Origin of the sequence: Tellurirhabdus bombi (genome assembly GCF_021484805.1) — a bacterium.
GTDB classification, from domain to species: Bacteria; Bacteroidota; Bacteroidia; order Cytophagales; family Spirosomataceae; genus Tellurirhabdus; species Tellurirhabdus bombi.
On sequence record NZ_CP090557.1, the window covers coordinates 1,308,368 to 1,321,069 of the forward strand.

Here is a 12,702-nt window from a genome sequence, read left to right on the forward strand (position 1 = left end):
GAATTCGGATAATACGCTCTGGAATACAACTGATATGTACGATAAGACAATAGGAACCAAACAAAAAGCATTACGCATCAACCTGGATCGCCGGATTTATGGCTCTTTTGCCGAAATCGGGGCCGGTCAGGAGACGGCAGCCATGTTTTTCAAAGCCGGTGGTGCCTCAGGAACAATTGCAAAAACCATGTCGGCCTATGACATGACGTTTAGCGATGCCATCTACGGGTCCGAAGAAAGTGGTCGCTACGTAGTTGAATCCCGCCTAATCAAAATGCTTAAGAAAGAATACAGCCTGATGGAAAAACGGCTGGACGAAAAGCGAGGCGAAAACACGACTTTTTTTGCGTTTGCCAATACCGTTGTCGCGTTGAATTACCAAAAAACGAACGAAAGCCACGGCTGGATTGGCTTGCGTTTCCAGGTCAATCCGCGCGGACAATACAACGACGTTATCGTTCACGTGCGAATGCTCGATAATGAAAATGTGCTGCAGCAGCAGGCTTTGGGCGTTATTGGGGTCAACCTGATTTATGGTTGTTACTATTATTCCAAATCGCCGGAGACGCTGCTATTATCACTCATGGACGACCTGTCCCCGGAGCGGATTGAGATTGACATGGTTCGCTTTGACGGCCCTGACTTCCAGAGCGTTGATAATCGATTAATGAGTCTTCATCTGGTAAAAAATGGCTTCACCAATGCTGCTTTGTTTGGTCCAGACGGAAAGGTTTTACAGCCTTCAGAAGCGCTTTACAAACGAAATATTCTGCTTTTGCGCGGGCGTTTGCGTCCTGTGACCAACGTCCACGTCGATATGTTCCAAAACGGGTATAAGCAATTTCTGGAAGAGCCGGATGTGGACTCTACCCGCGTGGTTACTATTGCCGAACTGACGCTGCATAACCTGGCTGAACAAGACCACCGCATCGACGAAAAAGACTTTCTGGACCGCGTTGATATTTTGTGCTCGATGGGCCAGACGGTGATGATTTCCAACTTCCTGGAATATTTCAAACTGGTTGCTTACCTGTCTCGGTTGACGCGGCTCAAGATTGGTCTCATTTTAGGGATTCCTAATCTGGAGTATATCTTTGACGAAGAACATTATAAAGGCTTACCGGGCGGGATTCTCGAATCGTTTGCGAATCTCTTTAGCCGCAAGGTAAAACTGTTTGTTTATCCAACGCTGGGTAAAGAAGGCGGTATTTATAATTGTAAGAATTTTCAGCTTCTCCCGCATTTAGAGCCGCTTTACCATTATCTCGTTGCTAACGATAAAATTGAAGACATCACGGATTATAATGAGGAAAACCTCCACATTTCAACGGATCGTGTTTTGCAGATGGTGAAAGCAGGGGAAGATGGCTGGGAAGCGATGGTACCCGAAGGAGTAGCCAAACAGATTAAAGACAACTGCTTATTTGGCTACCCCTGCGAAATACAATATACACCGGTGTCAGAACAGATTCGACAGGCCGCCGAAAACGCCGCAATCGACTAGCGATTACGGGCCAGCCGGTCAGCGTCCAGAGCCGTCAGCAGCGAGTTCAAGCCGTTTTCCTCCGTTACTTTGCGGTGCGTTTCCGGGTAGTGAATGGCTGCTGTCTGCTCGCGGAACATGAGCCGCAGCAAATCGCCGTAGAGATGCAATTTTTCTTCTTCGAAGCCGTACATCAGTTGGATTTTCTGCGAGGCGGTGATGTCTTTGAATCGTCCGCGCGTTTGCTGACCGCTGGTTCCGTAATTAGACGTTATTTCCAAACGTGCTCCTGGAAATAAGTCCATGAGGGCTTTTGTTGTTGCATCGTCTACCAAACCACGAATAACAATGCGCGTAGGCACCCACTCGTACAACGTGATATCGCCCCGCTCGAACAGGAGCCGCATTTCCTGGCGGTCCATCCGTCCTGACTGCGTAAATCCGTGGTAGAAGTTAACCACTTTATCGCCGTATACCACCGTTGCATTTACTTGATCCTCAACCGGATATTCACCTTCCCGCTGGCTAACCTGCGCCGAAACTACTTTCCCGTCGCCTAACCAACCGGCAAACATATCAAAAAAGTGGACACCGTGTTCGATGAAAATACCACCGCTTTTGCTTCGATCCCAAAACCAATGCTGCGGAGAAAGTCCTTCATCACCGGCATAATTCTCAAAATAACCGTGCAGAAAGTCACCCAACAATTTCTTGTCGATTACTCTCCGAACGCGTTCGAACATGGGATTATAGCGCTGCATGAGGTTCGTCACCATCAATAACCCTTTTTCTTTGGCGTAACTAACCATCTCACGGCCTTCTTCTTCATTGGTCGCAAGCGGCTTTTCGCAGATGACGTGCTTTCCAGCCCGCAAGGCTTGCATGGATTGTTCGTAATGCAAAAAAGGCGGGGTAGCAATGTATACAATGTCCAGGTCAGGCTGGGCGAGCAATTCCTCAATTGTATCGAAGTGAGTGGCGTCGAAACGAGCAGCGGCGCGGCTGGCTTCTTCACGCTGGGAGCCTGCGATACCAACCAACTTAACATTAGGAACCTGCATAAAATGCTGGGTCGCGAACAGGGCAAATCCGCCAAAGCCAATAATTCCTAATCCAAGTTCTTTTTCTTGATTCATAAACCGTTAAGTTATTCTCTGAAACAACTACCGGCAGAATCAAACTGTTTTGACCCGGTCTATTTAACGGCTACCGAAGGCCGGCACTCATTCCGCTCGGCAATTTTACCCTGCTTGATTAAATTTAAGGCTTTGTGCATCACGTAATCGCGTCCTTTCAGCAAGTCTTCCACGGTGCGCTCAACCGGGAAATCGGGTTCAACCGTAAAGCCATTGGCGTTCTTCGGACTAACATCGTGCAGAAGTTTCTTGAGCGGTACCCGTACCCGAATGTTGGAGTTAGGCAGGATAACGGTTTGGAACTGACCCGCGAAATCGCCCCAAAATGCGCCGCCGCAGGCTTCCCCGATGTACGTTCCCATCTGGGCATCGAGGGTTTTAACCAGCACGGAGGTAGTGGCGGAATAAGAGGCCCCGTTCATCAGGAAATAGAGATTACCGCGGTAGGCCAGCTCTTTTTCCGGTTTTCGCTTTCGCACATTAACACGCTCAACAAAACCCAGCGAGTCGCGCTTATACGCAATCGGGAAAAACAGCCACGAAAACGGATTCCAGGTTTTCATATACGCACGGCGACCGCCCCGTTTGATTTGCCCCGCTTGCATCACCTGAAACGGCTCTGGCATCCAGTAGCTCAGCAAACGCGTGGCATTCATGACCGTGCCGCCCCCATTGGAGCGCATGTCTATAACCAGATTTTGCACCTGAGCCGCCTGAATTCGAGCAAATGCCGCCCGTAGCTTGCGCCGGTATTTAAACCCAAACCAATCCCGCTTTTCATTGGAAAATGTTTCCACGCGCAGGATGGCCGTATTGGGCAGACTATCGACAATCATCACGGCCAGATTTGAAAGTTCGTGCTTCATCTCCTGCCGATAACGCTTTCCCGCATAGCGGTTTCGTTGCGCCATTGTCAGGCAAGGCAGGCTGGCCGACCGAACCAGACTATCGCCCGGCAATCGGTAAGACACACATACCGAATCGTTGGAGCCATACCAACGGGCGAAATAAATCGGAAAATAATCCTGACTCCACGCCCGGGCACCCGTCATGTTGTCGCCATCAGAGCCAAGTCGCTGGTATTGCTGAAAAAGCTGGTGCAGGTCGGCCACGCGTTGGCCATTGAGCGTCAGCAGTTCCGTTCCCCGCGCAAAAGAGGTATCCGTCGATAAATTATGGCTGATGTAATAGGTAGTGTCTACCCGACGAATTTCAAATGGAATAAACTTGGACGATTTGCCCACGAAGTTTTTCCGGTGATAAACCGAAAGGTGCCCATCTTTCAGGCTCGCGATGAAGGGCGTTACCTGCTGGCGGTAAAATTCATGGTAACTGACCGGCGTCTTTAACTGATTAGCTAATGAATCGTATAACTCGTTATAAGCAGAATCCGGCAGGTAATAACCCACGCCCGGATAAAGCAAATCCAGTTTTTTTTTCAGATAGAGAAAATCCGCCCGGCTCTGTTCAGGCGTTAGCATCTGGGCCGATGAGAAGAAGGGAATTATCAATAAAAAGGCCCATATCACGTATTTCATGCCTTCTGCTGACCTATTAAATTTCTATAAATATAAGTATTCATACGAATAATTGCAATCTGTCAGCCAAGACGCTAATGCCAAATCTGTAGTGCTTGATCTGCCTAAGTAGTCCATTTAAATGCGCTTTGTACCGCTTCATCATTTTTTGATACGTTTCCATAAGGGAAAGGCCGACCTTTGGGGTCTAATAACAAATAATACAATTTTAAAGAGTCCCTATTTACTACCACCAGCCTGATTATGAACTATTTCTTACTACGTCTTTGTTTGATTCTACTTGTTTTTTCTACAATAGATCAGGCAAATGCAGCAAAATTGTCCTTACCCGCGGATGTTGGGCTTAGGGCGGCCAATGCAACAATTAGTGGTTATGTCAAAGATGCAGCCAACGGCGAAGGGCTAATTGGCGTTTCGGTTTATGTGAAAGAGCTATCAACCGGCGCGGTTACGAATGATTACGGCTTCTTTTCGCTAACGCTCCCCGAAGGTGCTTATACAGTAATTTTCACCTACGTTGGCTACAAGAAAGAAACGCGCACCGTCCAGCTTTCGGCCCAGAACGTGCGGTTGAATATGGAGCTGCAACAGGAAGGCAAAGACCTTCAGGAAGTGGTTGTTTCGACGCAGCGCGAAGACGATAACGTAAAGAATATCGAGATGAGTGTCAACAAAATTGACATTCGGACAATTCAGAAAATGCCCGCTCTGCTCGGGGAAGTAGATGTAATCCGTAGTATTCAGCTGTTGCCGGGGGTTTCGACGGTGGGCGAAGGGTCTACCGGATTTAACGTCCGGGGCGGAAACACGGATCAGAATCTGGTGTTGCTTGACGAAGCGCCTGTCTATAACTCCTCGCACTTGTTTGGCTTCTTTTCGGTATTCAATCCCGACGCGGTTAAGGATGTAAAGTTGATTAAAGGTGGAATTCCGTCTTTGTACGGAGGCCGGATTTCGTCTATTCTGGATGTTCGGATGAAAGAAGGAAATGCCAAACGCCCGGAAGTAAACGGCGGAATTGGAGCCATTTTTAGCCGGTTAACCTACGAACGGCCCTTTCTTGGCGGTCGAGGCTCGTTTATCGTGGCCGGCCGACGTTCTTACGCCGATATTCTAGCCAAGCCCTTTCTAAGCGGCGATTTGAAAGGCTCGCGCTTTTATTTCTACGATCTGACGGCAAAAGCGAATTACAAAATCAACGATAAAAACACGGTCTTTTTGTCGGGTTATTTAGGCCGCGACGTTTTCGGGGCCGACTTTGGGTTTAACTGGGGAAACACCACAACCTCTCTCCGCTGGAATCACGTTTTCTCGGATAAACTTTTCCTGAACACAACTGCTTTCTATAGTAATTATGATTATCTGCTGGATTCTGACTTAAAGCGAAAAGAGAAAAACGACTTTTTCCGCTGGAAATCAAAGATCATTAATTACAGCGTTAAGCCCGATTTCACGCTTTTCTTGAAGAACAACACCCTCACTTTCGGAGGCCAGGCTATTTTGTATACGTTTGAACCGGGAACAGCCGAAGCCGCTTCGGGAGGAACCGTGCGGGCGTTTGGGTTAGAGAAAAAATACGCCTTGGAAAGCGCCCTTTACGTAGGCAATGAGCAGCAGATTTCGTCCCGTCTGCAACTGCAATACGGCTTGCGCTATTCGCTTTACAGTTACATCGGTCCGGGCGAATCATATGCTTTTGCCGATACCACCGTTGGTTTACGCCGTCAACCCATTCTGAACCAGACCCGCACTTACGACAAATTTGAGCCGATTAAAACATACGGCAACTGGGAGCCTCGCTTCGCCGCAAAGTATGAGCTGAATGCCAGTAGCTCTCTCAAACTGAGTTACAATCGACTTGCCCAATACATTCACCTGATTTCGAACACAACCGCTTCTACGCCGCTGGATGTCTGGACGCCTTCTACGAATAACATCAAACCCCAAATTGCCGACCAGATTGCAGGAGGTTACTTTCGAAACTTTGGTAAATCCGGTAATGCATACGAAGCGTCGGTTGAGGTTTATTATAAATGGTTACAGAACCAAATCGATTACATCGACGGTGCGGATTTATTGCTGAATAAATACCTGGAAGGCGAACTTCTGAATGGAAGAGGCCGGGCGTACGGGGCCGAATTTTACCTGAAAAAGAACCAGGGGCCGCTAACCGGCTGGATCAGTTATACGCTTGCCAAAACCGAGCGCCTAGTTGAAGGAATTAACTACAATCGCTGGTTTCCCACCCGCTTCGACAAGCGGCACACCCTTAACATGGTGGCGCTTTATGACCTCACAAAGCGCGTAAATGTGTCAGCTACCTTTGCATTCGCGACGGGTACACCCGGAACTTTCCCGACCGGAGGCTATGTTTTTCAGGGATGGCGCGCGCAGATCATCGACGGCCGGAACAACTACCGAATCCCAGCCTACCACCGACTGGATTTGGCTTTAACCCTTCAGGGCAAGAAAAAACCGGGCCGGAAGTGGGAAGGCAACTGGGTTTTCTCGGCCTACAACGTCTACGCCCGCCGAAATCCGTTCTCGGTATTCTTCCAGCAGGCGGATGATAAGCAAACCGTAACGGTTAGTGGCGAGCAGTTCGAAGTGCCGGTGGCGAAGGCCTACCGCTACTCGGTTTTTGCCACAATCATCCCTTCGGTAACCTACAATTTTAAATTTTAAGACATTCCAGATCAATGAATAAAACACTCATTTCAGCTTATCGTTTTGCCTTGTATTTACTGCTTTCGGTAGTTTTTATGGGTTTATTATCCTGCCAAGACGAAATTGACATTAATCTGAAAAATGGCCCCTCCCAGCTATCGGTAGACGGCTGGCTGACCAATCAGACGGGCCCGCAAGTGATTAAGTTAACGCGAACCACAGGGTATTTTGACGCCTCGTTACCGCCCGCCGCCACCGGCGCGACAGTGACTGTAACGGATGATAAGGGCAAAATTTACACCTTCACGGATACTAAAAACAGCGGAAATTATACCTGGACGCCAGCGACTGCCACTGAAACGTTTGGCGAGATTGGACGCAAATACACGCTGAATATTCAATACCAAAACGATACTTACCAGGCTGTTTCACAAATGAACCGCGTGCCAGCCGTGGATTCCATTACATTCGTCAAAGAAAAACTGAATCCGGTTTCTTCCGAAGAAGGCTATCTGGCGGAGTTTTTCTCCACTGATATAGAAGGCGAAGGAAATTTTTACTGGATTCGGGCTTATCAGAATGGTAAACGCCTCGACCGTACCAGCGACATTGTTCTCTCCTACAATGGCGGTTTCGGAACGAACAATGCCGATACGGACGGTTTGTTATTTATCCTGCCCGTCCGCTTTTCGATTAACCCGGAGAAACTATACCAGGAGGCGGATGAAGTGAAAGTGGAAGTGTTGTCGATTACACCGGATGCGTTCAACTTCTTTCAGCAACTCAGTACGCAGATTAACAATGGTGGCCTGTTTGCCACGCCGCCTGCCAATATCCCAACCAATGTGATCAACCTGAATGAGTCAGGAGCCAAAGCGGTTGGGTATTTTGGTGTTTCAGCGCTGAGTAGCAAGACCGTAAAAGTCGATCAAACAACGATTCGCGCGAGCCGGTAAAGTTCTATCCGCCGGTAAGGTGTCTACCGGCGGATAACCATCAAAATCGCCACCGAATCTGTGCTTTTACTTCGCTTTTGTGCGGCTTGGCAATCTCGTCTAAATCAGAGCCAACAGTTTCCTGATTCGTGTAATCCGTTCGCGACCAGCGTAGCCAGACCGATAAGTGTTTATTGACATTGTATTGAGCCAGCAAATAATACCGAAAACCCCGATTGGCATAAGCTGGAATCGAAAAGGCCGACAAGACGTCCCGCTCGTAAACGTACTGCCGACTGTCCCAATTTTCAGTGCTAAACCAGGCCACCCGGCCACTAACCGACAAGCGACCAAAATCGGCAGTAGCGTCCTGCGCAATGGCTACCCCCGTCGACTTACTTTGCCCCTGGTATTGAAAGCCGCCCCATTGTACCCGTGTCCGCACCATCCAGACCCGATTGGGCCGGTATTCGGAATTCAGCACATAACTGCTTCGGTTCGTCTCAACAACGTTCACGGGTTTGCTTTGCGGCAGATTTTTTTCTTTGTGTTCCAGGCGGTAAACGCCGTAGATCGTCACTCGTTTGTTTGGGGTCCAGGTCGCTTTCAGCAGATAATCCCAGCCAGCCGATGGCTTATCCACTAAATAGCGCAGGCCCGGAAAACGGTAAAAATCGACGTAAGCACCCACGATTAGCTTTCGGTATACGACGTATCGCGCTCCGGTATACAAGCCCATTTCATTGATCGGACGGGATGTTTCGCTAAATGCATTGCCGTAGAAACTATGAAAATTTCGACCATAATAACGCATCAATACGGTCGCGTCCAGGCGCTTAGTTAGGCTGGCCAATGCACCTCCAACGGCACCGATTCCGCCACTGTGCGTTCGGGAGCCTGTGCTTCGGGCTACTTCGGCAAAGAAATTCATGTTCTGCCAGATATATCCGCCGTGTACGCCAAGCAACAGGTTGCGTTTGCCCGAAAATTCATATTCATTATAAGCCAGCTTACGCTTCTGAATTACCTTATCAAAAGACGTATTTAACAAAGTCGCGCCAACTTGGATGTTGTTTTTGTGGTAAAGCAGATGCGCCCCCAGGTTTTGTTCCTGCATGCTTGCCCGATCCTCTACTTCGGCCGATGTGCGGTGAAGCCCGGAAGTCTGCAACGAACTAACTGTTAATTCACCCAACTCGCTTTCTCCAACCACATTGGCGTCACGGCGGTTATGAGCAGCCAGAATAGTTAAGTCGAGATACGGCGTCAGCGCGTAGGTAGCGAGTGCGCCCCGTAAGAATCCATATTCGGTCAATGACGTATACGGACGGGCACCAAGTGTAGACCGCCGGACACCGGCCACCGTTTCGGCGCCTTTGCCCAAAAAGAAACCACCCGAAAAGACCAGCCCTTGCCCCGCCTGAAATTGAAAATCACCAAGGATGACGTTTTTCCAACGGCCCCGGTTTTGAACCTGCATGTGAAACGAGAGATAATCCGCACCGTACTGATACCGACCGGGCTGCCACTTGAACGTCTCGCCGGGATCCTGCTCCATTGTCAGACCAAAACTAAATTGCCGGGGTCGGCTGTAGCGATAGCGCATAAACCACTGTTGTCGGTCACCCGGATACCGGCGGGGCAATTTACCATTCTTGTCTGGCTCAGCAGGCGAAAAGCCTTTCTGTTCTTCCAGAATGCGTTCTACCCTAAACAATAAATAATGATCGGTAGGGTTATTAAACTTCCCAACCAGGGAGCGATTTCCCGTTTCCAGACTTATGAAGGGCAATAACCGGCGAATGGTTAGGAGATCGAAATCCGGGATAGCCTGTAATTCATAAATCGACAGAAAAGGACCTACTTCAGACCGGTATCGAACAAATTGGTTGAGCTGCGCTTCCGTCAGCAAGTTAGTCGCCGCTAATTCGTCGCGGGTTGCGGCATTGAGGTTGAGCGGATTTATATAAAGCTGATACAGGTTTTCGTACGCGGCCTCCAAATCGACGCCCTCTGATTGAACAGGAAACAAATCCTGAATAAAGCGATTGATATCGGCTTCGCGCTGGTAATATTCCTGAGCAGTAGCGGGGATAGTCAGCAGTAGGCTAATTACCCAGTAAAAAATACGTTGGAGCACGGCTTCGGTACGTTAGGCTTGGAAAAACGTATTGATTAGACGAAGCCGCGCCGCGAAAGTAGCTCACCAACAGAGTGCTTTATACAAAAAAAGGTACGTGCTGATTATAGTTGCAAGCGAATCCCGATCCGGTTGAGAAGATGCACGAATCCCATAATGGCAATGGCAAAAAAGGCAGCCCAGACCATGCCCAGCACGCCGCTTTGGAAGGATTCGGGGGCAGGATAGAAATCGAGTAGGCCGAAGATGGCGTACAAGATTGACGGAATAATGTAAGTCAAGAGTGGATTCGCAGCAGCAGGCTGAAAGAAAGCCGTCCAGCCCTTGTTGTTGCCCACATCGACCAGCGCATAAAGCAGGCTAAATAGCAAGCAGGAGGCAGCGGCACTGTATAAGCCCCAGGTCGGCGTTGCGTATATTTTGGAAATAGCGTAGTAAGGTCTTAACAGATAACCAACTAGGAGCAATACGAAGGCCAGAGCCGCTACTTCCAGAAACTGCCGCTGATTGGACTGGACTGTTTTTTGGTCAAAAAAGAGCAAAGAAGTAATGGTTCCGCAGAGGGCAATGGCCGTGTGGGTGGCGTTACCTGCCTGGCTACCCGTCCAGCGCAACCAGGGATTGGCCGACCAACTGGATTGGCTCACCACAAAAACGCCGATGCATACCGCGATCAGAACCAACAAGCCAGCAACTTTTCCCTGGACAAGCTGATAGCCAAGACTGGTGTATAAATATGCCCACCCAATCAAGCCCAGAATGCCCCACCAGTGCGTTTGCATGCGCTCAGAACCATCACCGCCCCGGTAGACAATGGCCAGAACCAGCAAGCCAGCTACACCAAGTCCCCTTAGCACGTATTTCCAAACTGGATTTTGAAACCTATAAATGTTCCAGACCAGAATAGCCGACGCAATAAAACCGAGCGACCACACATGAACGGACATGCCGGTTGCGGCGGCGTTAAAATCCGTTTCGGCATTGACCATAAACAAGCCCAGCGTGAGTAAGCCTAAGGTCCGAAAAAGAATATGCCCCTGAATCTGAACCGCCGAATCACCTTTGGACAACCTATTTTGCAGCGCAAAAGGCACCGACATACCTACGATGAACAGAAACGATGGAAACACCATATCGACAAACGTCATGGCATCGGCATCGGCGGGCATGTGCTTCATCCAGAGTGGAATAGCGCGCATCCCCGCCACTTCATTCACGAAAATCATGACCAGAATGGTGATTCCGCGAAAGGTATCAATGGATACGACTCGGCGGCGGGGAAGCTCGTTGGCGGGAAGTGACAGGAAATTGCTCATCCCTCACAAAAGGTCCGTTAGCCCTTATTTTACTAATCCTTATTTCAAATTAAACGTACTGCCTTCCGCCACGAGCTGTTCGTAGCGATCATGGTCAAACTGGTAGTAAAAAGCCCCTTTTCGGGAAGAACTTTTGTCTTTTTCAGCCAGTTTAGTCAACCATTCCATAGACGTTATTTTTTTGCTAAAATTGCGCTGGTCTAGCGGGTGATCGTAAATCGCTTCGTAAAGCTGAAGCAGTTGCGGAATCGTGAATTTTTCTGGTAATAGCTCAAAACCAATGGGTTGTGTACGAGCTCGGCGCCGCAACCTGTTTAGCGCCTTCTCAACCATTTTGTCATGGTCAAAAATCAGCTCGGGGCATTCAGCAATGGGAAACCAGCAGGCATTGTGCTGATCGGCCAGCTCTTTATCATACTGGTCCGTTCGAATCAGGGCGAAGTACGCAATCGACAAGGTTCGGGCAACCGGATCGCGGTGAATGTCGCCATACACATAAACTTGCTCCATGTATACTCCGGTCAGGCCGGTCAGGGCGTGCAAAATACGCTCTGACCCTTCGTCGATGCTTTCTTTTTCGTTCAGAAAACCACCCATCAGCGACCATTTCCCGCGTTCCGGTTCAAAATCCCGCTTGACAAGCAGCAACTGAAGCCCGCGCTGGTCAAAACCAAAAATAATGCAATCTAAAGCTACTAAATGCTTGGAGTAAGGCGCGTATAATTCAGTAGCATCCATCATAGGCAACGCTGGTTTTCGAAACAAATTAAAAGAGGGCGCTTAGCAACCTTGACCGTAATAAGCATCTTTGCCGTGTTTGCGGAAAAAATGCTTGTCAATCAGGCTTTGTTTGATGCGCGGCGTGTCGGGGTTGATGGTCAGCGTCAGGTAGCCCATTTTGGCAATCTCCTCCAACACCGTAGCGTTATACACGGCTTTGGCGGGTGTTTTTCCCCAGGTAAAAGGCCCGTGGCAGGCAACCAGCACCATTTCTACTTCTTCAGGCGATAGGTTCTGATCCCGAAATACGTTCAAAATCTGGTTTCCGGTTTCGTGTTCGTAATCGCCCTGAATCATTTCATCGGACATTACTTCTGTCACGGGAACCGAAGCAACCAAGTGATCGGCGTGGGTCGTTCCCAGATTGGGTAGCTCACGCATGGCCTGCGCCCAGGCGACCGCGTAGGTGGAATGCGTGTGGCAAATCCCACCAATATGACCAAAATGGCGGTACAGCAGCGTATGTGTTTTGGTATCCGATGAAGGCCGCATCCCTCCTTCAACCAGCTTATTATCAAGATCTACCAGAACAATATCTTCTGGCTTCAATTCATCATAGGGAATACCGCTAGGCTTGATAGCGACGATACCCGCCTGCCGATCAATTCCGCTTACATTTCCAAAAGTATAGATGGCCAATTTCTGCTTTGGAATTTCCATATTGGCTTCATATACTTCTTCTTTCAAGGTTTTATAGGCACTCATAT

General features: G+C 49.0%; 9 protein-coding genes. 3 read left to right on the forward strand and 6 right to left on the reverse strand.

Annotated features, from left to right (window positions below; all coding sequences use genetic code 11):
- Positions 1 to 34 precede the first annotated feature (34 nt).
- Positions 35 to 1,504, forward strand: a complete 1,470-nt coding sequence (locus L0Y31_RS05610) for a TonB-dependent receptor (protein ID WP_234736150.1) — start codon at positions 35 to 37, stop codon at positions 1,502 to 1,504.
- Here the strand turns inward: L0Y31_RS05610 and L0Y31_RS05615 are convergent.
- Positions 1,501 to 2,619: a Gfo/Idh/MocA family protein gene (locus L0Y31_RS05615; protein WP_234736151.1), complete on the reverse strand. Its 1,119-nt coding sequence runs from the start codon at positions 2,617 to 2,619 to the stop codon at positions 1,501 to 1,503. The genes L0Y31_RS05610 and L0Y31_RS05615 overlap by 4 nt on opposite strands.
- A 59-nt stretch (positions 2,620 to 2,678) precedes the next feature.
- Positions 2,679 to 4,157: a S41 family peptidase gene (locus L0Y31_RS05620; RefSeq protein ID WP_234736152.1), complete on the reverse strand. Its 1,479-nt coding sequence runs from the start codon at positions 4,155 to 4,157 to the stop codon at positions 2,679 to 2,681.
- A 243-nt stretch (positions 4,158 to 4,400) separates the two neighbouring features.
- Here L0Y31_RS05620 and L0Y31_RS05625 point away from each other — a divergent pair, with 243 nt between their 5' ends.
- Together L0Y31_RS05625 and L0Y31_RS05630 are read left to right on the forward strand one after the other, a co-directional pair.
- Positions 4,401 to 6,842, forward strand: a complete 2,442-nt coding sequence (locus tag L0Y31_RS05625; protein WP_234736153.1) for a TonB-dependent receptor — start codon at positions 4,401 to 4,403, stop codon at positions 6,840 to 6,842.
- A 14-nt stretch (positions 6,843 to 6,856) separates the two neighbouring features.
- On the forward strand, positions 6,857 to 7,780 hold the full coding sequence (locus L0Y31_RS05630) for a DUF4249 domain-containing protein (RefSeq protein WP_234736154.1): 924 nt from the start codon (positions 6,857 to 6,859) through the stop codon (positions 7,778 to 7,780).
- A gap of 40 nt (positions 7,781 to 7,820) precedes the next feature.
- On the opposite strand, the gene L0Y31_RS05635 is transcribed toward L0Y31_RS05630, so the two are convergent.
- From L0Y31_RS05635 to L0Y31_RS05650, 4 genes are all read right to left on the reverse strand, one after another.
- Entirely contained in the window at positions 7,821 to 9,899 is a 2,079-nt protein-coding gene (locus L0Y31_RS05635; protein WP_234736155.1) for a ComEA family DNA-binding protein, read from the reverse strand.
- Positions 9,900 to 10,003: 104 nt separating this feature from the next.
- Positions 10,004 to 11,215, reverse strand: coding sequence for a DUF5009 domain-containing protein (locus L0Y31_RS05640; RefSeq protein ID WP_234736156.1), 1,212 nt, complete (start codon positions 11,213 to 11,215; stop codon positions 10,004 to 10,006).
- Positions 11,216 to 11,254: 39 nt separating this feature from the next.
- Positions 11,255 to 11,956 (reverse strand): NUDIX hydrolase, encoded by a 702-nt coding sequence (locus tag L0Y31_RS05645; protein ID WP_234736157.1) that lies wholly within the window; start codon positions 11,954 to 11,956, stop codon positions 11,255 to 11,257.
- Positions 11,957 to 11,995: 39 nt separating this feature from the next.
- On the reverse strand, positions 11,996 to 12,700 hold the full coding sequence (locus L0Y31_RS05650; RefSeq protein ID WP_234736158.1) for an L-ribulose-5-phosphate 4-epimerase: 705 nt from the start codon (positions 12,698 to 12,700) through the stop codon (positions 11,996 to 11,998).
- Positions 12,701 to 12,702 lie beyond the last annotated feature (2 nt).

Coding starts and splice junctions, on each gene's coding strand:
- L0Y31_RS05630 (WP_234736154.1), top strand. CDS start 6,857: ATGAATAAAACACTCATTTCAGCTTATCGTTTTGCCTTGTATTTACTG.
- L0Y31_RS05640 (WP_234736156.1), bottom strand. CDS start 11,215: ATGAGCAATTTCCTGTCACTTCCCGCCAACGAGCTTCCCCGCCGCCGA.
- L0Y31_RS05645 (WP_234736157.1), bottom strand. CDS start 11,956: ATGATGGATGCTACTGAATTATACGCGCCTTACTCCAAGCATTTAGTA.
- L0Y31_RS05615 (WP_234736151.1), bottom strand. CDS start 2,619: ATGAATCAAGAAAAAGAACTTGGATTAGGAATTATTGGCTTTGGCGGA.
- L0Y31_RS05650 (WP_234736158.1), bottom strand. CDS start 12,700: ATGAGTGCCTATAAAACCTTGAAAGAAGAAGTATATGAAGCCAATATG.
- L0Y31_RS05610 (WP_234736150.1), top strand. CDS start 35: ATGTACGATAAGACAATAGGAACCAAACAAAAAGCATTACGCATCAAC.
- L0Y31_RS05620 (WP_234736152.1), bottom strand. CDS start 4,157: ATGAAATACGTGATATGGGCCTTTTTATTGATAATTCCCTTCTTCTCA.
- L0Y31_RS05625 (WP_234736153.1), top strand. CDS start 4,401: ATGAACTATTTCTTACTACGTCTTTGTTTGATTCTACTTGTTTTTTCT.